Source organism: Noviherbaspirillum sp. (assembly GCF_036846085.1).
GTDB lineage: Bacteria > Pseudomonadota > Gammaproteobacteria > Burkholderiales > Burkholderiaceae_D > Noviherbaspirillum.
This window is the reverse complement of sequence record NZ_DAIUCO010000036.1, coordinates 1-20823: the sequence shown is the minus strand read 5'-3', so window position 1 is coordinate 20823 and position 20823 is coordinate 1. Positions and strand designations below refer to the sequence as shown.

Below are 20823 nucleotides of genomic sequence, written 5' to 3'. Positions count from 1 at the left end.
TTCAAATGGCATTGTTAGACGTAAAAAATCTCTCGACAGAATTCCATACCAGCGCCGGAATTGCGAAGGCAGTGGACAAGATTTCCTTCTCTCTCGAAAAGGGCAAGGTGCTTGGAATTGTGGGCGAGTCGGGATCAGGTAAATCCGTAACGGCGTTCTCGCTAATGAATCTGGTTGATCCGCCTGGATACGTCGTCGGCGGCGAAATCCTCTTCAACGGAGAAGATATCAGCAAGGCCAGCCCGAAGCGGTGGAATGAACTGCGCGGCAACCGCATTGCGATGGTTTTCCAGGACCCGATGATGTCGTTGAATCCGGTAATGCGGGTTGGTGCCCAGCTCGGTGAGACGCTCGCAATTCATACCAAGAAAAATCAACGGGAGATTGACGAGGCAGTCTGCAATTCATTGAAGCGAGTTGGCATTCCTGCGCCGGCGGAGCGTATGAAAGCATATCCGCATGAGTTGTCTGGCGGCATGCGGCAGCGAGTGGCCATTGCGAATGCAATCATCAACAATCCGGACATCATCATTGCGGATGAGCCAACGACAGCCTTAGACGTAACCATCCAGGCGCAGATTCTCTATGAGATGAAAACCCTGGCAAGAGAAAGCGGCACTGCGCTAATTTGGATTACCCACGATCTAAGCGTAATCAAGGATCTGGCCGACGATCTTTGTGTGATGTATGCAGGACGCATTGTGGAGCAGGGACCTGTTGCGGAGCTCATCCAACGTCCGCGCCATCCTTACACAAGGGGGCTGATCGATTCATTGCCAAATTCTGAAAATCGCGGAAAGCGCCTGTATTCGATTCCAGGGTCAACTCCACCATTGCTGTCGCTGCCATCCGGCTGTGCATTTGCTCCGCGATGCACGCGTGCGACGGGAACGTGCTCGTCTGTCCCACCAGTCACGGCAAGTGAGTCACGCGCGCTTCGTTGCTTTCATCCTCTGGAGATACTATGAACATCATGCTTGAAACTCAGGGACTCAGTAAAAGCTTCAGCATGAAGCGTAGTACGTTGTCCAAGGCAGCTACTGCATTGGGGTTGAAGAAGGATGTAGACAAAAGAATTTATGCCGTCAACGAAGTCTCGCTGCAGATTCAGTCTGGCGAGGTGCTCGGACTGGTTGGAGAGTCCGGTTGCGGAAAATCCACGGTAGGAAGAATGATTGCCGGCCTTCTTCCGGCGACAAACGGTTCGATAAAGTTCGAGGGCAAGGACGTCAGCAAACCCACTCTCGAAACGCACCTCAATACGCAAATGGTATTCCAGAATCCATATGCATCGCTCAATCCGAGGATGCGGGTAGATCAGCTGATCAGTGAGGCCGCCGTCAATCACGGCATTATCAGCAAAGCGGAAGCATCCAAGTATGTCGGCGGACTCCTGCGCCAGGTTGGGTTAGATCCCACCTATGTCAACCGCTACCCTCACCAGTTCTCGGGAGGCCAGCGGCAACGCATTGCAATTGCCAGGGCCCTGGCTCTAAACCCGAAATTCATCGTTTGTGACGAGGCCGTGTCAGCCCTTGACGTTTCTGTCCAGGCGCAAATTCTGAATCTATTTATGGATCTGCGCGAGTCCAAAGGACTGACGTACCTGTTCATCAGCCATAACTTGTCGGTTGTCGAGTACATCGCTGACCGGGTCGCCATCATGTATCTCGGGCGAATCGTTGAGCTGACTGACACCAAGACCATATTTCAAGATGCAAATCATCCTTATACCCGTGCGCTGATTGCAGACGCACCGCGATTGGATGGAAAAGTCGCGGACCATCGCCCTATCCAGGGCGAGCTTCCGAGTCCGCTTAATCCGCCGACGGGTTGTGCGTTTCATCCCCGGTGCCCGAATGCGATGGACCGCTGCAAGGTAGAGAGGCCACCACTGATGGAGATTGCGCCATTGCATTTCTCCGCGTGTCACCTGAATGGTAGTAAAGCCTTGTCTTGACGATTGCGGCAGATTGGAATGATTAAACTAATCAACAACGTATATTCAATACTGCGGCCGACGAGTGAGGGCATGGCGTTGCCAATTGTCTTTGACTCACCACACAGCGGTGTCGTTTATCCGACCAGCAGTAATATCATCGCGCCCGGGAAAGCACTGAAAACCACATGGGACGCCTATGTGGACGAGCTATGGAGTTCGGCTCCCCGGGCAGGTGCCTCCCTGTTGTGTGCCCGCTTTCCACGTGCATACATAGATGTGAACCGTAGCCTTCTGGATATCGATCAGGAACTGCTGTCCAAACCTTGGCCGGGTCCGGTAACTCCTTCCGATGCATGCAAACGTGGGATGGGACTAATTCGCCGCTTCGCATTACCCAACGTGCCAATGTACGCGGAGCCGCTGTCGATCGAAGAAGTTAAACAGCGAATTCAGCAATACTATTTGCCATACCATGAGGTCCTGAAGGATCTGACCGACAAGGCACATGCCAGTTTCGGTAACTTGTGGCATGTCAATTGTCATTCCATGAAGTCCGTCGGAAATGCCATGAATTCCGATTGTGGTGCAAGCCGACCGGACATGGTCGTCAGCGATTGTGACGGCACTTCATCGGATCCGATGTTCACCGACTGGGCAGCTACCCAGTTACGCAAACTCGGCTATCAGGTTTCCGTCAATTCCCCCTATCACGGTGGGCACATCGTGCGTCAATACGGCGTGCCCGCACAGCGGCGCAATAGCATTCAAATCGAGATCAATCGTAGTCTCTACCTGAACGAGACGACCTACGAAAAAAGCGATGGATTTGAAACACTGCAACAGAACCTGGAAGCGTTTGTTGACGAGTTGTCCAAGTACGTGAGATGGACGGATAAGATGCGAGGGTGGCTGCAAAGAGAAAAAAATGTGGGATGCACTTACCTTCAGTAATCCAATTGTGGCTTGAATTTATCTTACGACTAACACATGGAGGTTCGATGGACACCAACTAAGAACTTGTAAGTAGAACCCTAAAAGCATCAATGGCGTTGACGCGCCAGGGGGCTTTTGTACTCGCAATATTGGTGAATTGGCCAAGGTGTCTTGTCGCGCAATGAAGGCCTGGGAGGGCTGCCGAGTATCACGGACAAGAAAGTGCCGGGCAGTGGAAATACTTAAAACTAAGGAGAATTATATATGAAGAAGTCGTTCCTGATTCTGGCAGCGGCAAGCGCGCTTGTCCCTGCATTTGCACAAGCGCAGAGCAGCGTTTCGGTCTATGGTGTTATCGATACCAGTATCGACCGAATTGACGATGGCACACGGTCTTCCACCCAACTGGTGAGCAATGCATCGCGCCTGGGCTTCCGTGGTGTTGAGGACCTTGGCGGTGGCTTGAAAGCGGTGTTCGGACTCGAAGCCGGCCTTAACGTCGACAACGGCGCTTTCTCCAGTTCAACTAACCACTTCCGTAATTCGTTCGTTGCCTTGACCGGGCCATTCGGCGCAGTTGCAATGGGACGGCTGGACTCGGCAAATCCGACTGGTTCTCCACTGTACTCACAACGGACCAAGCATCTGGACGCAGTGATTCACGACTCAGGCGCGACAGCGTTCGGAACAGAATTCCTCAATATGCGGAATCGGGTCAGCAATGCCATCGGCTATATGAGCCCGACGTATGGTGGCTTCAACATGCGTGCACGCTATTGGCAGACAGGGCCTGAAAATTCTACTGGTACCGGTCCGGGTGTAACAAGGGAGCAGGACTTCAAACACCTGGATGTGGGATTGAATTATGAATCCGGTCCTTTCGGTGTTGGCATTGGCCTTGGAAAAGATGATAAGCGTGGCGGACTCCTTGCTAATGATTTCAAAGACAAATGGCACATCGTAGGTTCGTACGACTTTAAGGTTGTCAAGGCATACGGCATTTACGGTCGCGACCGTTATGAAGGAAGGCCTACCACCCGGAATAATGTCGATTTCTGGATGGTCGGTGCGAGTGCGCCTGTCGGATCCGGTGAAGTTGTTGCCAACTACATGCGCCGTGACGTGCAGCGTGACCGCGCCGGCGAAGCAAGCAAATTCCAGATCGGCTATGGCCACAGCCTGAGCAAGCGCACCACTCTGTATGCCATCTTTGATCGTCAGGATGACAATTCGAATGTCGCCAATGATGACATCCGTGTTGTGAGCCTCGGTATTCAGCACAAGTTCTAATCACGTGCGGACAGGGGAGGAGGCGGATTCAATATTGTGCCTCCTTCCTGTTCAATCAACCACATGAACGCATGCAAAGAATTTCACGTTGGTAGACAGCAAGGACATATGAAGACTTCGAATTGTGAAAGCTGCATAGTGAAAATTACTGCGTAACGCCATGAGCTATACCGTAGACGCCGTCGACAAGGCGCTGAGTTTGCTGTTTCTGGTTGCGGACCAACCTGGCCTGGGTGTAACCGAGCTGGCGAAACGCGCTGGAATCACGAAGGCCAGAAGCTACAGGCTCCTTGAAACCCTGGAGAAGAGCGGTCTCATACGACGCCACGGAAATGCGGCAATTTACAGCCTCAGTTTCATGTCGCTGTTTGTTGGCGCAGCAGCACAGGAGCAGATCAAGTTGGTGCGGTTGGCGAAGAAGTACATGGGGGAGGTCGGAAACCACATTCATGAACATGTGTACGTGCAAGTTAGAGACGGGTTGGAGGCCATTTGCATAGCCCATTGGGACTGCAGGCAATTGGTGCGCGTGCACTCGAAGATCGGTGTCCGCAAGCCGCTGTACGTGGGTGCATCCGGAAAGCTGCTTGCAGCATTTGCCACGGAAGAAGTTCAGGATCGTGTGCTGCAAGAAGAAAAATGCAGATACACAAAGAATACGATTGTCGAACGGGATCGGCTGGAGAAGGAATTCGAGCGGATTCGAATGCAGGGACATAGTGTTTCGCGAGGTGAGCGCGTGATTGATACAGTTGCCGTCGCAGTTCCGATCCGGGATGCCATGGGGGCAGTCGTCGCAACACTTAGTGTTGCGATCCCGGCATCACGGTCGGGCACCGATCATCTGGATTTGCATATAGGCGTGTTGAAGAGTACTGCATCCGCATTCTCGAAAGATTTGGGATATGACGATGATGAAGAAACATAAAAAATGCTGAGGTGATGAGGATATACACAAGCAGTTGGAAGGAGGTCACTCCGGAAGTGCAGAATGGAAGGATGCTCTGGCCGTTCGTAGCGATGCTGAAGGGTGCGAGGCGGCTGTCTTTATAAAGTACATACAAAACGGCTCGAGGAAGTTGTCGAGCTTCATGTCTTGGGGGGAGTATGGCAATGCGGTTTCTTCAGACGTTCACTTTGGTACTTGCGCTGCTGTCAGCAGATTATGCATCTGCAGCAGAAATTGTCATCGGACAGGTCGCTTCTCTGGGAAATCCCGATTCGGCAGGACCGCATATCCGGATTGGTTTAAAGGCCTATTTTGATGCAATCAACGCCACAGGCGGTGTGCACGGTGCGACTTTGAAGTTCGTCTCAAAAGACCGCGGGGCCAATGTGGCGGACTCTGTCTCCAAGACGCGTGAATTGCTGGCTGAGTCGCAGCCGACGGTACTAACCGGCTTTATGGGCACAGGGTCGATGGAGTTGATAATCAAAAGCAAGTTGCTGGAGGAGGCAGATATCCCGGTTGTCGGCATACGTACGGGCGACTTATCGCTTCACGAGCCGGTGAATCCTTATCTGTTTCATACGCGAGCCAACTATCTTGGCGAGATCGAAAAAATCGTCACACAGCTCGCGACGATCGGATTGAAAAATGTTGCGGTGTTTAGCGAAAAAAGTCCGTTTGGAAACGAGACGCTTGCCCTGATTCAAGGAGCAATTAAAAAAGATTCGTCGATGAAGCTGATTCATCATGCAACCTATGCCGCAAATACTGTCGATGTGAACGCGGCGGCCAAGTCGATTTCCGATGTCAAGCCGCAAGGTGTGATCGTGGTGGCAAACAGCGCTGCTGCCGCCGAATTTTATAAGACGTTCAGAGAACAAGGCGGAAAGGCACAGGTTATTGCGTTGTCTGTTGCTGACGGTGTTGAGGTAGTTAAACGTATTGGTGAAAAAACGGCACGCGGGTTGATTGTCACGCAGGTGGTGCCGGACCCGAATACCGCATTGCCTTTGGTGAGAGAGCTCAAAATGAATCTTGCCAAGTATGCGCCGTCCGGAACGCCTCTCAACCTCGCAGTCGTCGAAGGATATGTGATGGCCAAGACCGTTGTGCAAGCGCTTCGCCTAGCGGGGCCCAATCCGTCCCGGCGCAAAGTGCGAATTGCGCTCGAGTCGATGAAAGAGTTCGATGCCGGTGGGGTCATCATCGGCTATTCGCCGAAGAACCACACTGGCTCAAAGTATGTCGAGCTTGCGATCGTGCTCGCAAGCGGGAAACTGATGCGGTAGAAGTAGTGACGGTGTCTCCAAGGGTGTTCCTCACCCTTTTTGCCCGGAGGGAGAAATCTCTCCGGGATTTTTTTGCCGCGTTCTGCCGTCCGGCCTTCGCCTTGCATTCAACAGGGTTACAAAATCTGACTGTCCACCGCGCTGACAATGCAGGAAATCCGCAGCTACCGGCGTGATCCACAGATCGATCTGGCCGTTTGCCACGCGTCGGAAAGCATGATTATTGCAACGTTCACAAATTCAATTTCGTCCGAACGGTGAAATTGCGAGGCTTTTTCCGAAGCGATTGTTGCAAGTCATATTTCGGCACGATCTGATGCTTCTCATATTGAGTGATTATGCATTTGTCGCTTCGGCTCCTTGACCTTCCGCTTAGATGCGGCGCACATACGCTGCTGGTGTCGCTCTTCGTGACATGCTGGGCGATCAAGTCCTCGGCGGCGTCAGATCTCATTTTTCTACGTACTGCGGCGCAATTGGAAACGGGGTCGCACCTCACCGCGCGAGCGGAAGACGGGATGCCTTTTGTCAGCAGCGTGTGTCCCGAGATCTATCTTGCCATTGAGCGTATGGACCCGGGACTACGGTTTGTCGTCGACCACAGCAAGATTCCTGCCGGACGGCTCGATTCGGCGTTGATGCTGGGAGAGGTGGACATCGCTTGCGGGCTGCCCAAGTCGGCGGAACATGAATCGGCGGTATTCTTCATCGGGCCCCCGCTGTTCACGGCACGATTTCATCTTGTCGCCCGCGCAGACGATCCGGTGAGCATCGGGAGCTGGGATGATGTCCGAATGCTTGGCGAAAATGGCGTGATCCTGTCCATGCAGGCATATGGCGCGGTGAAACGATTACGGGCGGTCGGAGGGCTTCACATCGATCATGGCGCAAGCGATGCCATCGGCAATGTTCGCAAGCTGCATGCCAAGCGTGCCCGATTCTTCTTTCATCTCGAGCCAGGCATAAGCAACATCATTCGCGATGCTGGATTCGAAGATAAGGTAAGAGTATTGCCGACGGTGATGGATGTGCAGCCGCTCTATCTGGTCGTCAGCAAAAAGCTTTCCGAAGATGTGGTGGCGAAGCTGAGGCACGCGATGAATAGGTTGAACGCGACTGGTGAGCTTTCGCGGATATCTGAAAAATGGCAAGTGTATCGGTAGCTCCGTTTAATGCATATCGATGCATCTGCCGGACATTCACTGGCTTTCTCGATTCATGATTACGAACAATATATTTTTATTGCCTGGAGCTTTTCCGGGAAAGAATGAGCTTGCGGTCGCCGCCGTCATGCTGGCTGATGGCGATGCGGTTCGCCTGCGTATCTCATCCTTCCATACAATCCGGCTTCCCGTCCCAAGCAAGCCATCGCCACATCAGCCATACAGCTGTTAATGCACAGACGCGCACTATGCATCACTCAAACGATTCAAGCGCCTTCGCTCACGGGTACTTGCTGCGGCCTATGCTCCATCTTTTTCCTCCCGAACATGCGTTTCAGTAGATGTTCCAGATCATCAACGTAGGTGAAGACCGCAGGGACAACCAGCAAGCTCAGAAGCGTCGAGGTGATCAGACCGCCGATCACGGCGATCGCCATCGGCGATCGGAAGCTCGGATCCGCGCCCAGCCCCAGCGCCAGCGGCATCATGCCGGCGCCCATCGCGATGGTGGTCATGATGATCGGGCGGCTACGCTTGTGGCACGCGTCCACCAGGGCATCGAAGCGGTTCATGCCGGCTTGCCGTGCAAGGATCGCATAATCGACAAGCAGGATGGAGTTCTTGGTGACAATGCCCATCAGCATGATTAGTCCGATCATCGACGGCATCGAAAGTGCCTTGCCTGTCAACAGCAGCGCGACGAACGCACCGCCAATCGACAGGGGCAATGCGGCCAGAATCGTTACCGGTTGCATGAAGTCCTTGAACAGCAACACCAGAACGCCATAAATACACAGCACGCCGATCAGCATCGCAATACCGAAGCTGGCAAAAAGTGCCTGCATTTCCTGTGCATCGCCCAATTCGGCGATCTTGACTGTCGGCGGCAGGTTTTGCAGCGCCGGCAGCGCGCGTGCTTCCGCATTGACTTCGCCGAGCGATCGTCCGCCGAGTTCGACTTCCAGCGTCACATTGCGGCTGCGATTAAGCCGGTCGATCTGTGCCGGGCCGCTCTCCATGCTGATATCGGCGACATTGCCCAGCATCACCGGACCGTTCCTTCCGGGTACGGTCAGGCGCTCGATTGCGGCAAGGTCCGCGCGTACCGCGTCAGGCAGTTTCACGCGAATCGGTACTTGCCGTTCCGGCAGGTTCATCTTCGGCAGGTTGGTTTCATAGTCGCCGGCAGTTGCCACCCGAACCGTTTCACCGATGCTTGCCGCGGTGACGCCAAGGTCGGCGGCGCGGGCGAAGTCGGGCCGCACAATGATTTCCGGGCGCACCAGGGAGGCGCTGGAGCTGACATTGCCAACTCCTTGTAGCGTCCGCAGTTCGCGTTCGACCTTCTGGGCGGTTTGGGACAACGCCAACGGATCTTCGCTGCGCAGCACCAGCTGCATCTTGACGCCGGTATCCGGCGGGCCGACGGTGAAGCGCGCACCCGGAATGTCCGCCAGGTTGCGCCGGATATGGGTTTCAAGTTCCTGCAGAGATTCGTCGCGGTCATTCCGATGCACTGTAGTCAGGGTCAGTACCGCGCGCCGTGCTTCCGCAGCCGCGCCGGGCGCGAACGCATCGCCGCTGGAACCGCCGCCGATGGAGCTGAAGATGCTCGTTATGCCATCGACCTGCATCGCCGCGGCGCGCGTGCGTTCGGCCACGGCCTGGGTTTCCGCCAAGGTGCTGCCGGGCGGCAGTTCGATGTTGATCTGTGTCTGCCCACGGTCAGCCGTGGGAACGAAGCCGGTCGGAAGCAAGGGGACCAGTGCAATCGAGCCGATGAAAAACAGGCCGGAACCGATGGCCGTGATCAAGCGGTGGCGCAGGCACCATTGCATCGTGGCGAGATAGCGTTGCATGATCCAGCCGTCCTTGTGTTCGACGTGCTTCGCCGGTTTCAGCAGGTAGGCGGCCATCATGGGCGTCAGCAGACGTGCCACCACCAGCGAGGCAAGGATGGCGATCACCGCGGTCCAGCCGAACTGCTTGAAGAACAAGCCCGGTATGCCGCCCATGAAAGCGGTCGGGAGAAATACCGCGACCAGTGCAAAGGTCGTGGCGATCACCGCCATGCCGATCTCGTCGGCGGCTTCCATCGCCGCCTGCATCGGCGTCTTGCCCATCTGCAGGTGACGGGCGATGTTCTCGATTTCAACGATCGCATCGTCGACCAGCACGCCGACCACCAGCGCCAGCGAGAGCAGTGTCACGGTATTGAGGGTGTAGCCGAAATAGGTAAGGCCGAGGAATGTCGGTATGACCGACAGCGGCAGCGCCGCGGCGGCAACGAGGGTCGCCCGCCAGTCGCGCAGGAACCACCACACCACCAGCACGGCCAGGATGGCGCCCTCATACAGCAGCTCCATCGAGCCGTCGAAGTTTTCGGCGACCGGTTCCGCGTTGTCGATCGCCTGCTTGATCGAGATGTTGGGATGCGCCGCCTGCAATTCGGCCACCGCGGCGCGTGCGCCCTCGGCAACCTTCAATTCGCTTGCGCCCTTGGTGCGAAAGATCTCGAAGCCGACAACCTTTTTGCCATCCTGGCTGGCGACGGCACGCGGCTCGGCAACCGTATCGGTCACCGTCGCTACCTGGTCGAGACGGATATGGCGGCCATCCGCCAGCGGGATGTCGAGGCCCGCCAGTTCAGCAGCCGTCTTCACCGTAGCGATCGTGCGCACCGATTGTTCGGCGCCGCTGACGTCGCCGCGCCCGCCCGGCGCTTCCTGCTGTACCAGGCGAAGCCGCCGGGACACATCGACCGCGGCGACATTGAGGGCCGCCATTTTTGCCGCATCGAGCTCGACCCGCACCTCGCGGTCGACGCCGCCCATGCGCTTGACGGCACCGACCCCCGGCACCGCGAGCAGGCGCTTGGACACGGTGTTGTCGACAAACCAGCTCAGTTCCTGGTCATCGAACGTCGCGCCTTCGCCGCTGGCTGCGGCGGTAAAGGTCAGCACTACCCGGCCGGCAGTCGACGCCTTGGTCACCGATGGATCGCGCAGGTCGCTCGGCAGATCGGCACGCACTCGCGCCACCGCGTCGCGCACATCATTGACCGCTTCGGCTATCTGCTTTTCCAGAATGAACTCGACGGTGATCGTTACCTGGCCATCAAGCACCTTGGTGTAAATGTTCTTCACGCCCTGCAGCGTGGCGACCGCGTCCTCGATCTTGCGCGCGACTTCGGTTTCCAGCTGGGCTGGCGCCGCGCCGGACAGCGTGGCGTTGACCGTCACGATGGGCAGTTCGATGTCCGGGAAATCCTGGACGGCATTGGAGCGATACGACAGGAGTCCGGCCAGCGTCAGCAGGGCGAACAGCATGATCGCCGGGATCGGATTCTTGATGGAGAGAGAAGAGAAATTCATGCTGATCCTTATTTGGCGACGGGTGTCGCCACGGTGCCGGATGCGCTTGGCGGTATGGCCGGTGCATTGCCTTGCACGACTTTTACCAGGTCGCCTTCATTGAGGAAGCCGGCGCCGCTGACCGCCAGCGTTGCATCCGGACCGATGCCTTCGAGGATTTCCACCCGGTCACCAAGGCGGCGGCCGGTCTGCACCTTGACCTGCGTGACGCGGCTGTCATTGTTGAGCCGGAACACATAGCTGAACCCGTCGCGGATCACGACCGACTGCTGCGGCACCGTCAATGCATTCGATGTACCGAGGTCGAATTCGCCCTTGCCGAACATCCCGGCCTTGGCCGGTGCGGCTTTTTCCGATGCCTTCGGCAGATCGACATAGACGAGCGCGGAGCGGTTCTGCGGATCGACGGTTGGCGCGACCATGCGTACCTTGCCATCGAGCTCGGTGCCGTTGGCGGCAACCACCTTGACCAAGGTCCCGGTTTTCAAGCGGCCGAGTTCATTGGCCGTCACTTCGGCGCGCCATTCCAGGCGACCCTGGCGCACCATGCGGAACAATTCCGTGCCGGCGCCGACCACCGCGCCGACGGTGGCCGTGCGCGAGGAAACGATGCCATCGTCCGGCGCCAGCAGCCTCGTTTGCTTCAGCCGCAACTGCTGGGCTGCCAGCGTTGCCTTGGCGGCTTCCACCTTTGCCTTCGCAGTCTGCTCGGTCGTGAGGTATTGATTGATCTGCTGGGTGCTGAGCGCGCCGGTGGTTTGCAGCGTGCGAGCCCGCGCAGCATTGTTTGCAGCGTCGGCGGCATTGGCTTCGGCTTCCAGAAGCGCGGCCCGCGCCTGGGCGACATCGGCCTGCACCGTTTCAGCCGAGAAAACAGCCAGCACCTGGCCGGCCTTCACCGTATCGCCGACATTGGCTCGCACCTCGACAAGCCGCAACCCATTCGACTCGCTGCCGATGATGGCTTCCTGCCAGGCGGCGATATTGCCGTTGGCAGTCAGCCGGATCGGCAGGCTCGCCTCTGTGGGCTTGGTCGTGGTAACGGTCAGCGCGGGCCGTGCGGGCGCCGCGGCCTGTTTTTCCTCTTTTGCGGCCGGCTTGCCCGCAATCATGGCGATGCCGATCGCGCACAGGATGGCGATGACGATCAGTGCGATGATGACAGGCTTGCGTTTCAGTGTTTTCATGTTTTTGCTTTCGTCAATTCGAATCAGTTTGCACGCGCCGATGCGGCAATCGTATCGCCGCCCGTCCAGCCGCCGCCGGCTGCGCGATAAAGCGCGATCCATGCCGCGACACGCTCGCGCTGTAAATTTGCCAGCGCGGTTTCCGCCGCCAGGCGGGTGCGGCGCGCTTCCTCCAGTTCCACCAGGCTGGCGAAGCCGTTGACGTAGCGGCTTTCGGTCGAGGCGAAAGAGGTGCGATAACCTTCCACGGCGGTCGCGGCGTCCTGGCTGCGGGCAGCGGTGCTGTCGAGCGTCACCAGGGCTTCCTCGACTTCGCGGACCGCCTGCCGAACCGCAGCCCGGTAATTCGCCGCGGCCTCCTCGTAGCGTGCCTGCGCCGCCTCGACGTTCGCCGCCCGCCGGCCGCCGTCGAACAACGGCACGGTCAGCGCCAACGGTCCGATCGACCAGGTATTCAGGTCAGTGCTGACACCGCCGGTGCGAAAGCTTGCTAAGCCGACCGAGCCGGACAGCGTGAGTTGCGGGTAGCGTTGCGCCTGCGCAGTGCCGACTTCGGCACTGGCGGCTGCGACTTCCCGCGCCGCATTGAAGACATCCGGCCGCTGCGTCAGGGCATGGGCCGGCAAGGCGGAAACCGACATCGCCATGGTTTGCGGCAGGTCCCCGGCCGTTGCCGAGACCTTCTGCCGCAATTCCGGCTCCGGCATGGCACTCAGCGCAACCAGTGCCTTGATATCAAGATCGCACTGGGCGCGCTGCTGAATTGCACGGCTGTTGCCTTCCGCCGCGCTCGCCCTTGCCAGCGCCGCGGTTGCAGGCGCCTGGAAGCCGGCCTCTGCACTGAGTTGGGTCAGGCGCGCGGTTTCCGCTCTTGATTTGGCATCGGCATTGACGATGGCCATCAGCTTTTCGCAGGATCGCAGGCTGTAGTACTGATTGGCCACTTCCGCCGCGACGGCGACCCGTGCTTCATGCCATCCCGCCTGTGCGCCTTCAAAGCGTGCCTGCGCCGCATCGCGTGCATTCCGGTTGGCGCCGAAAACATCGATTTCCCAGGATGGCTGAAGCGCTGTCTGTACTGTCGTGCCCATGGGCAGAGGCGGCTGGGTACTGGTGCGGCTGACGCTGCCCGTACCGTTCAACACGGGCAGCAACGCGGCGCCGGCGGCAACCCGGGTGGCGCGCGATTGTTCGATGCGGGACCGGGCGGAGGCAATGGTCGGACTGACCGTCTGTGCCGACTCGATCAATTCCGCCAGAAGAGGATCGCCTTGCGTCCGCCACCATTGCGACAGATCGGAGACGGCGCCGTTATGCGGAACTGCCGCGACGCTGGCAGGGAGCGGCGCATTCCATTGCGACGGCAGGGGAGCGACAACGGTCGATGACGGCATCTGGGTAGCGCAGGCGGCCAACCAAAAAGGCAGGCTCGCGGCCATTGCAAACCGAATTATTTTCATACGCTTATTGCCCGGAATGTGGTTGATTGTCTGAATTTGCGCGGCGTGCCGTTTCATTCGCCACCAATGCTTCCGCATAGTCGACGAGCCGCGACGTCCATCGATCCAGCGCATCCGGCGTCGCCACCAGCCGCGGCCGGATGGCCAGAATGACATCGCGGGCAACAAACATTTGCAGCGCCAGGCCCGATATGGAAAAAGCCAGCCGATGCATATCGTCGTCCGCCTTTGTGACGCCAAGATGACGGCACAGCACCCGAACCAACGCGTCGTGCGAAGGCTTGATGCCGTTATCGATTTCCTCGGCCCAGAGGCCGGTCGGTTCCAGCATTTCCCGGAAGTGCAGGCGCATGCATAACTGGACTAGGTCGCCCTGCTTGAGCGGGCTGATGAATGACGTAAAGAAACCTTCCAGCGACTGCCGCAATGTGAAGCCCGGTTGGTCGAAGAGGGCGATATCGTCGCGAGCGCTGCCCAGTGGTTCGGTGAACACGGCGCGATAGAGGCCGGCCTTGTCGCCGAAGTAGTACCGGATCGACGCGATATTGATATCGGCGGCCTGCGCGATGTCGCGGGTGGATGTTTTTGCGAAGCCTTTTTCGGCGAATTGCCGCAGTGCCGCGTGCAGCAGGCGCTCGCGTGCTTCGACGCCGTCGGAACGCTGCTTGCGGCTGTCGGCGGCTATCGCCAGGGTCGATGCGGAACTTGGCACCGGGAGGTTGGCGCTGTCTTCGGAGGATCGTGTCATGGCCGGCATTCTACTATATAAATCAAACGTTTGATTTAATTAAATCGATTGATTTATTCCTGCGAGCCCATAGCGTTTTTCATGGATGTTTCCATGGCAGGGGCATCAAGTGCCAATTGCTGCTTTTCAAGGTGTGAACAGGCGCAACGGGGCCTGACATGCCCGGTAATGAGATGGGGAAGAGAAGCCGGTGTGGTTCAGATCCGGATGCCGAAGTCGAAACTGCCCCGGTATCCGTCGTCCTGTTCGTTCAGAACAAGCATGAGTTGCCTGCCGCCTCGTTGAAACAACCCGTCCTGGCTATTTTTCTGCCTGGCCTTGCGCGAGTCGGCATAGGCTTTCTGCAGGTACACCCGGTCGGTGAGGCCATCATCAAAATACAACTGCGAGGTGAATTCGCTGGCGCGCCCGGATGAGGAACGGGTCCGCACCTTGACATGGATATGTACTGTTCGCCCGGGGTAGGCGCCCGGATAGATGGTGGTGAACCGGACTTCGCCGTTTGCGTCGGTAACCTGATAGCCGCGCAGAAAGCCGGATTGTTCCGGATTGCGCCTGTTCTCTTCGACGGCGGAGTACTCTCCGCCGGCATCGCAATGCCAGATATCGACCACCGCGCCGGCGAGCGGCGTGCAGCCGGGGTCGCCAACCGCCGAAATGCGCAGGATGAGATGAAGCGGTGCGCCCGTCTTCGCCTGGCCGCGGACGGGGTCAAACCGTATATCGGAACGGTTCAGGCGTTGATCGATAAAGTAGGGGCCTTCGATTTGCTGCGGCGTGAGGATGCAGGCTGGCGTGCCCCTGGCTGGCTGCGCATGCAGGCGGCCGGGGAGAAAACCGGCGCCAAACAATGCCAGCAAGGTACGGCGATATCGGTTGGCGGTGCTGGGTCGATCCGGTTCCATGCGATGCCTCCAAGGTCGATGCGCATATCGATGCCGTTAGTGATGCCGGTCAGGCGCCGAGTTCCCGCCGGCAGTCGGCATCCTGCCATGCCTCAGCTTATTTGAACGGAACGAATTTGGAGCGCCTGATACTGGTCTTTCGTGCATTTACCACTTCTTTCAATGCGACAGCCAGAATTTCAGTCTGGCGTTTTCCGGGCACCAATGCGGCGGCAATGCAGCAGGCGCGAACCGCCCGCTCCAGGTTACGCAGTGCGCGCAGTTCTTCGTGATATTGCGGATCAATCATGGCAGTTTCTTTTCAAGGACAGGATATGACCTAGACCCGGATTATGGAAAAATGTTCCTCAAGGAAACCTATCTGCCATGCAACTGGATGTTTCCCGCCGTGTTTACGTCGATGCCGGCCTGACTTGCATATCGGCCATGAAGGCCGTTACTGCCGTTCGCGTCGGAATGCCGGCCCGGCCGCCGTGACGGGTGCATTTCAATGCTGCGACCGCGCTGGCGAATCGCATCGCATCCGTCACGTCCGCACCTTCGCCGAGCGTCAGCGTATAGGCGCCATGAAATACGTCCCCCGCGCCGGTCGTGTCGACCACGTCGACGACGAAGGCCGGCTGGCGGTGGATGCCGGCATCGTCGACCCAGATGACGCCTTCGCCGCCGCGTGTCAGCGCCGCCACCTTGCAGCCGAGGGACCGCGCCCGAGCCAGGGCAGCGATCCGGTCCTCATCGTTGTCGAGCGGACGGTTGCCGGCAAATGAGCGCAATCCGGGTTCCGAAAACACCGCGTGATCAACCAGGGGCAGCGTGGCGGCGAAGGCGGCCGGCATGGCCGTTTCCGCATCCAGCACGGTCGGTACGCCGCATCCGCGCGCCTTGGCGAACAGGGCGCAGGCGCCTTCAATCCAGCGGATGTCGGCGAGCGCCGCGTCGGCGCCGGCGACCGCCTCCAGCGGCAGCCAGGCGGGATGATCCGGAATGCCGGCGCCGCGGAAGTTGATGATGGCGCGTTCGCCATCGTTGGCCACCAGCACCGCCGACGTGGACGAACGGGCGCCGGGGAACAGGCGAAAGTGATTGACGTCCACGCCATACGAGCGCATTTCGTTTTTCATGGTTTCGCCGGCCGCATCGTCACCGGCCCGGCCCCAGTAGGCAACGGAACCGCCCAGGCGCGCCACCGCAACGGCGGCATTGGCTCCCATGCCGCCGCCGACTTCGAAATAATCGCTGGCGCGCACTTTCCCGCCCCCGGTGGGCAGGTCGAAAACGGGCCAGACCTTGTCGAGCGTCGTGTTACCAAGACAAATGATGCGTGTCGTCATTCCGGCTTCCTCATCGCCACTTCCCTCGTTGCCTAACTGCCCCGAATTTTAGCCACTGCGCTCGGCGTCGCGCTGGACTTTGCGCAAATACCAAAACAGGCCGACGGCAACCAGCGCAAGGCTGGCGCTGTTGCCCATCCAGAAACCGGCCGGTCCCTGCAGCGCCGGCGGACTGATACCGAACGGATCAAGGCCAAGAATATAACCCCCGCCAAGCCCGATGCCCCATAGCGCAACGGCGTACATGATCGTCGGCACCACCGCTACCCGATACGCCCGCAATACGAACGCAGTGGTGACCTGCACCGAATCGAACAACTGGTAGATGGCGATGAAGGCAAACAGCGGCAGTGCGGCGGCGATGATGGTTTCGTCCGGGGTATAGGCGCGCACGATCAGATCGCGCGCGAGCCAGACCGCGCAGCCGATGGTGACGGACAGCACGGCGGCGAGGCGGATGCCCACGAAGCCGATATGCCGTGCCGTGTCGAGTCGGCGCGCGCCGATGGATTGCGCAACCAGTGTGCTGGTGGCGCTGGCGATCGACAGCGGCAGCATATACAGCACGGTGGCGAAGTTGGCGGTGATCTGATGGCCTGCAACGGCGGTATCCCCGAGGCGGGCGATGAACAGCGCCATGAAGGTGAATGCGGTGACTTCGATCAGGTAGCTTAAGCCCATCGGGATGCCGAGCTTGAGCAGTGCCATCTGCGCTTTCCAGTTCGGGGCGGCGAAGCCAGTGCCGAAGATGCCGAACGACCTGTAGAAAGGCATGCCGCGCACGAGGCCCCAGCCGATCAGGACTGTCAGCCAGGACGTGACGGCAGTCGCCATCGCGCAGCCGGGACCGCCATATGCCGGCAAGCCGAGCCAGCCGAAAATGAACAGGGCGTTGAGCGGGATTTTCAGCAGCAGGGCGACGACCTGGATGGCCATCACCATTTTCGGCCGCGCCAGGGCGGTGTTGAGCGCGCCATAGATGCGGAATCCCAGCGTGGCCGGCAGCGCCAGCGCGAGGATTTGCAGGTACATCTCCGATTTTTCGGTGAGTTCGGGGGAGGCTTGCGCCAGTGAAAGGAGGGGCTGCGGGAACAGCAACACCAGGCAACCGGCGACCGACAGAAACAGCGCCAGCCACGCGCCTTGCTTTACCTCCGCGCCGACCTCCGCAATCCGTTGCGCACCGAACATCTGGGCGACGATCGGCGACAGCGCCTGCAGCACGCCGTTCAATCCGACGAATACGCTGACGTAGATGGATGCGCCGATCGCCAGCGCGGCCAGATCGGTTGCCGAAAATCGCGAGGTCATCGCGGTATCGATGACACCGTTGGCAATGACTGCCAGCTGGCCAACCAGGATGGGCCAGGCCAACGTGGCAATACGGGTGGTATGACGTTGAGCCTTTTCCTCCATGCGGGCGCTTACCGTTTTACCTTTTGATAGAGCCGGAAGCGCTCATGCCGATCGGATGCGCGTCTGCCTTCCCATAAAAGCCGCCATTGCTCGTCCGCCCTGATGAGTCGCTTGGCGCTGTCCTGGCGGCGGTTGTCGTCCTGCAGGAGTAATAAGTCGCAATCGATGTCATCAAAGTCCGCGAAGGGAATATTTCCGAAATAGGCAAAGGACGCACGCTGCGCCGGTCCGACATTGCTTTCCACGCATGCGCCGCCTTCGGGCAGTGCTTCCGATATCTGAAGCGCCACGCCGGAGTAGCTCTTGCCGTAGTTCACCCACGGAAGCCACAAGGTCGTCAGCAACACCCAGCAAAGGATCACGCCGCCGGACGACAGCACCACCGCCCGCCACAATACCGCCGGCCGGCGCGAGACGCGCCAATGCACCAGCAGGATCCAGCCGATCGTCGTGCATGCCGCGACCAAAAACATCACCAGGCTGAATTCCGGCTTGAAGCCCGGCGCCAGTTTGAATGCGTTTTTCGCCAGCTTTGCCGGCCATCCGGTTTGCTTGGCGATCCAGCCAAGCCAGATGAAAGCGGCACAGGTCGTCAGCGTCATCACCGAGAACCAGTCGACAGCATTGATCGCCCCGCGTTTCATCGTCGGCAAGCCAAATGCCGCCAAAATCGCCAGCGGCGGAAGCAGGGGCAGCAATATGCCTTCATCCGGACGTCCGTTGATCAGTGCCAGGACGATGAATGTCGCGGCGAAGGCCAGCGGCACGGCGATATGTATCGCGCGATATTGTTTGCGCCATGCATAGACGGCCCAACCCGCATACGGCCATGCGGGCCATGCGAACCAGATTACGTTTTTCGTGAAATACCGGATGCTCTCGACGGAAGGCAGGCTGATCTGGCGATGGTTCCACAGCATCCAGGCATCAAACGGGGAGCTGTTGAACGGACGAACGAAATAGTTCGTGGCCAGCCAGATTTCCGAAATCGCCACCGCGACCACGAGACTGACAACGGCGGTCCTGGCCATCAGGGCCTTGCTGCGCAGGCCGGCCAGCACCGCAATGGCAAGCCATAAGGCCGTGGGGACCACCCAGCCACGCGTCAGGACCAGCAATCCCAATACCGCACCAAAGCCGGCGGCAGCGCGAAGGGTTTCCTTCTCGAACAGGCGTACCGCCGCATAGAGGGCAAGCGCGACGAGCGAGACATGCAGCGCCTTGGCGCTGGTGTAATGGCTGTGCAGCAACAGGCCGAGGCACCCAAGGAATATCAGCAACGCGCCGTCGGCCAGCGTTCGTCCGAAGTCGCGTGGTTCCGGCTGGCCACCGAACGCAAGCCTGAGCGGCTGCGCTTCCGGGCGACGGCCGAGCTGATAGGTCGCGTACCAGACGCTCAGCGAGCCAAGCAGGAAGAATCCGGCCGTGGCGATGCGGGCGGCCAGTGCGTCGCCGAGCAGCCATCCGAACAGCTTGATGCATACGGCGCCGATCCAGTACGCAAGCGGGCCCTCGTCCGCCATCGGCAAACCGACGATATGCGGCCACAGCCAGTCGTCCAATCCACCGTTTGCCATTGTCCACATGACACCGAAACCCGCAGCATCGTCCGTCTTCCACGGATCACGGCCAAACAGCCCGGACAGGATGTAGATCAGGCACAGGGCGAACAATCCCCAGCGAGGAAGCGCATTGGTGGCGGATGCGGGGAGACGTACTGGCTTCATGGAGACGTGTTGGATTGTTCTTATTCGGGTCGGCGTTATTGTGCCGGAAAACACCGGCAGGGTGTGCCGGCCTCCTTTAGCCTGGCCGGCGCCCGATACTTTCCGTTGCGCAAACAAAAAAGGCAGCCGTAGCTGCCTTTTCGAAACAAAGCGCCGGCTTAGCCTGCTGCAGATGTTTTCGAACCACGGGTACCAAACTTCTGGCGGAATTTCTCCACGCGGCCGGCGGTGTCGACGATCTTGTGCTTGCCGGTATAGAAGGGGTGGGATTCTGCGGTCACTTCCAGCTTGACCAGCGGATAATCCTTGCCTTCGAAGTTGATGGTCTCACGAGTCTGGATCGTGGAACGGGTGATGAATTTGAAATCGTTGGACATGTCCTGGAATACGACTTCACGATAATTCGGGTGTGCGCCTTCTTTCATAATTGCCTCGTCATGGTTAGGTAGCCAATCGGCACTTCGTCGGTCGTACTGCTTCTTGACCCGATTGCCGGTCACTTGCCTGGTGGGGAAAGTCGGCGATTATATAATGGAATCAGAGGTTTGCGAAACTTTCCTGTGTGGCATTCCGCCTGCGCGCCAAAAATTTTCCTGCCGTGTTCTTCTCTATCCTGCCGTCATTCGCTGCAACGCAATGGCCCTGCCCAGCAAGGCCCTCTCAAGAAAAAAGGCGCATGCATCGCATACGCCTTTTCCGAGTCTATTGAATAAGGAAACGATCAGCTTCCGCCGCGTCGCATCATGTCAAAAAACTCTGCGTTGTTCTTGGTCGATTTCATCTTGTCGAGGATGAATTCCATCGCCTCGATCTCGTCCATGCCATAGAGCAACTTGCGCAATACCCAGATCTTCTGCAACTGATCCGGCTTGATGAGCAACTCCTCGCGGCGGGTACCGGATTTGTTCAGGTTGATCGCCGGATAAACGCGTTTCTCGGCCAACCGGCGTTCGAGGTGGACTTCCATGTTGCCGGTGCCCTTGAATTCCTCGTAGATCACGTCGTCCATGCGGCTGCCGGTGTCGATCAGCGCGGTGGCGATGATGGTCAGCGAGCCGCCTTCTTCGACGTTGCGTGCCGCGCCGAAGAATCGCTTCGGCCGCTGCAGT

The 20823-nt window shown here is 58.5% G+C and carries 17 protein-coding genes and 1 pseudogene; 7 read left to right on the top strand and 11 right to left on the bottom strand.

Going from position 1 to position 20823, the window contains the following annotated elements:
- Nucleotides 1-5: 5 nt before the first annotated feature.
- The 7 genes from V7080_RS06520 (at nucleotide 6) to V7080_RS06490 (ending at nucleotide 7566) form a co-directional block, all read left to right on the top strand.
- On the top strand, nucleotides 6-968 hold the full coding sequence (locus V7080_RS06520) for an ABC transporter ATP-binding protein (RefSeq protein WP_334187597.1): 963 nt from the start codon (nucleotides 6-8) through the stop codon (nucleotides 966-968).
- On the top strand, nucleotides 965-1960 hold the full coding sequence (locus V7080_RS06515) for an ABC transporter ATP-binding protein (RefSeq protein ID WP_334187596.1): 996 nt from the start codon (nucleotides 965-967) through the stop codon (nucleotides 1958-1960). Before V7080_RS06520 ends, V7080_RS06515 begins: the two co-directional genes overlap by 4 nt.
- Nucleotides 1961-1978: 18 nt before the next feature.
- The gene (locus V7080_RS06510) at nucleotides 1979-2893 is read left to right on the top strand and encodes an N-formylglutamate amidohydrolase (RefSeq protein WP_334187595.1); all 915 of its coding nucleotides are present in this window, start codon (nucleotides 1979-1981) and stop codon (nucleotides 2891-2893) included.
- A 246-nt stretch (nucleotides 2894-3139) separates the two neighbouring features.
- A complete protein-coding gene (locus V7080_RS06505) occupies nucleotides 3140-4165 on the top strand; it encodes a porin (protein WP_334187594.1) in 1026 nt (341 codons plus the stop codon).
- A 160-nt stretch (nucleotides 4166-4325) separates the two neighbouring features.
- Complete coding sequence (locus tag V7080_RS06500) at nucleotides 4326-5093, top strand: IclR family transcriptional regulator (RefSeq protein WP_334187593.1); 768 nt, start codon at nucleotides 4326-4328, stop codon at nucleotides 5091-5093.
- Nucleotides 5094-5278: 185 nt separating this feature from the next.
- Nucleotides 5279-6403 carry an ABC transporter substrate-binding protein gene (locus V7080_RS06495; protein WP_334187592.1) on the top strand — a complete coding sequence of 375 codons (1125 nt, stop codon included), beginning with the start codon at nucleotides 5279-5281 and terminating at the stop codon, nucleotides 6401-6403.
- Nucleotides 6404-6741: 338 nt separating this feature from the next.
- A complete protein-coding gene (locus tag V7080_RS06490; RefSeq protein ID WP_334187591.1) occupies nucleotides 6742-7566 on the top strand; it encodes a substrate-binding periplasmic protein in 825 nt (274 codons plus the stop codon).
- 266 nt (nucleotides 7567-7832) lie between these two features.
- On the opposite strand, the gene V7080_RS06485 is transcribed toward V7080_RS06490, so the two are convergent.
- From V7080_RS06485 to rho, 11 genes and pseudogenes are all read right to left on the bottom strand, one after another.
- Nucleotides 7833-10940, bottom strand: coding sequence for an efflux RND transporter permease subunit (locus V7080_RS06485; protein WP_334187590.1), 3108 nt, complete (start codon nucleotides 10938-10940; stop codon nucleotides 7833-7835).
- A gap of 8 nt (nucleotides 10941-10948) precedes the next feature.
- Nucleotides 10949-12127 carry an efflux RND transporter periplasmic adaptor subunit gene (locus V7080_RS06480; RefSeq protein WP_334187589.1) on the bottom strand — a complete coding sequence of 393 codons (1179 nt, stop codon included), beginning with the start codon at nucleotides 12125-12127 and terminating at the stop codon, nucleotides 10949-10951.
- Between the two features lie 23 nt (nucleotides 12128-12150).
- Nucleotides 12151-13566 carry an efflux transporter outer membrane subunit gene (locus V7080_RS06475; protein ID WP_334187588.1) on the bottom strand — a complete coding sequence of 472 codons (1416 nt, stop codon included), beginning with the start codon at nucleotides 13564-13566 and terminating at the stop codon, nucleotides 12151-12153.
- A gap of 25 nt (nucleotides 13567-13591) precedes the next feature.
- Nucleotides 13592-14335, bottom strand: coding sequence for a CerR family C-terminal domain-containing protein (locus V7080_RS06470; RefSeq protein WP_334187587.1), 744 nt, complete (start codon nucleotides 14333-14335; stop codon nucleotides 13592-13594).
- Between the two features lie 197 nt (nucleotides 14336-14532).
- The gene (locus tag V7080_RS06465) at nucleotides 14533-15240 is read right to left on the bottom strand and encodes an intradiol ring-cleavage dioxygenase (protein WP_334187586.1); all 708 of its coding nucleotides are present in this window, start codon (nucleotides 15238-15240) and stop codon (nucleotides 14533-14535) included.
- Between the two features lie 97 nt (nucleotides 15241-15337).
- Nucleotides 15338-15529 (bottom strand): hypothetical protein, encoded by a 192-nt coding sequence (locus V7080_RS06460; RefSeq protein WP_334187585.1) that lies wholly within the window; start codon nucleotides 15527-15529, stop codon nucleotides 15338-15340.
- 103 nt (nucleotides 15530-15632) lie between these two features.
- Entirely contained in the window at nucleotides 15633-16571 is a 939-nt protein-coding gene (locus tag V7080_RS06455; RefSeq protein WP_334187584.1) for a sugar kinase, read from the bottom strand.
- 48 nt (nucleotides 16572-16619) lie between these two features.
- A complete protein-coding gene (locus V7080_RS06450; protein WP_334187583.1) occupies nucleotides 16620-17987 on the bottom strand; it encodes an MATE family efflux transporter in 1368 nt (455 codons plus the stop codon).
- A gap of 8 nt (nucleotides 17988-17995) precedes the next feature.
- The gene (locus V7080_RS06445) at nucleotides 17996-19714 is read right to left on the bottom strand and encodes an ArnT family glycosyltransferase (RefSeq protein ID WP_334187582.1); all 1719 of its coding nucleotides are present in this window, start codon (nucleotides 19712-19714) and stop codon (nucleotides 17996-17998) included.
- A gap of 158 nt (nucleotides 19715-19872) precedes the next feature.
- On the bottom strand, nucleotides 19873-20139 hold the full coding sequence (locus V7080_RS06440) for a type B 50S ribosomal protein L31 (protein WP_326861385.1): 267 nt from the start codon (nucleotides 20137-20139) through the stop codon (nucleotides 19873-19875).
- Between the two features lie 296 nt (nucleotides 20140-20435).
- Nucleotides 20436-20823: pseudogene (gene rho, locus V7080_RS06435) on the bottom strand (transcription termination factor Rho); the annotation flags it as partial.

Bases quoted from the DNA above. Each gene is read 5' to 3' on its own strand.
- V7080_RS06520 (WP_334187597.1), top strand. From the start codon at position 6: ATGGCATTGTTAGACGTAAAAAATCTCTCGACAGAATTCCATACCAGC.
- V7080_RS06515 (WP_334187596.1), top strand. From the start codon at position 965: ATGAACATCATGCTTGAAACTCAGGGACTCAGTAAAAGCTTCAGCATG.
- V7080_RS06510 (WP_334187595.1), top strand. From the start codon at position 1,979: ATGATTAAACTAATCAACAACGTATATTCAATACTGCGGCCGACGAGT.
- V7080_RS06505 (WP_334187594.1), top strand. From the start codon at position 3,140: ATGAAGAAGTCGTTCCTGATTCTGGCAGCGGCAAGCGCGCTTGTCCCT.
- V7080_RS06500 (WP_334187593.1), top strand. From the start codon at position 4,326: ATGAGCTATACCGTAGACGCCGTCGACAAGGCGCTGAGTTTGCTGTTT.
- V7080_RS06495 (WP_334187592.1), top strand. From the start codon at position 5,279: ATGCGGTTTCTTCAGACGTTCACTTTGGTACTTGCGCTGCTGTCAGCA.
- V7080_RS06490 (WP_334187591.1), top strand. From the start codon at position 6,742: ATGCATTTGTCGCTTCGGCTCCTTGACCTTCCGCTTAGATGCGGCGCA.
- V7080_RS06485 (WP_334187590.1), bottom strand. From the start codon at position 10,940: ATGAATTTCTCTTCTCTCTCCATCAAGAATCCGATCCCGGCGATCATG.
- V7080_RS06480 (WP_334187589.1), bottom strand. From the start codon at position 12,127: ATGAAAACACTGAAACGCAAGCCTGTCATCATCGCACTGATCGTCATC.
- V7080_RS06475 (WP_334187588.1), bottom strand. From the start codon at position 13,566: ATGGCCGCGAGCCTGCCTTTTTGGTTGGCCGCCTGCGCTACCCAGATG.
- V7080_RS06470 (WP_334187587.1), bottom strand. From the start codon at position 14,335: ATGACACGATCCTCCGAAGACAGCGCCAACCTCCCGGTGCCAAGTTCC.
- V7080_RS06465 (WP_334187586.1), bottom strand. From the start codon at position 15,240: ATGGAACCGGATCGACCCAGCACCGCCAACCGATATCGCCGTACCTTG.
- V7080_RS06460 (WP_334187585.1), bottom strand. From the start codon at position 15,529: ATGATTGATCCGCAATATCACGAAGAACTGCGCGCACTGCGTAACCTG.
- V7080_RS06455 (WP_334187584.1), bottom strand. From the start codon at position 16,571: ATGACGACACGCATCATTTGTCTTGGTAACACGACGCTCGACAAGGTC.
- V7080_RS06450 (WP_334187583.1), bottom strand. From the start codon at position 17,987: ATGGAGGAAAAGGCTCAACGTCATACCACCCGTATTGCCACGTTGGCC.
- V7080_RS06445 (WP_334187582.1), bottom strand. From the start codon at position 19,714: ATGAAGCCAGTACGTCTCCCCGCATCCGCCACCAATGCGCTTCCTCGC.
- V7080_RS06440 (WP_326861385.1), bottom strand. From the start codon at position 20,139: ATGAAAGAAGGCGCACACCCGAATTATCGTGAAGTCGTATTCCAGGAC.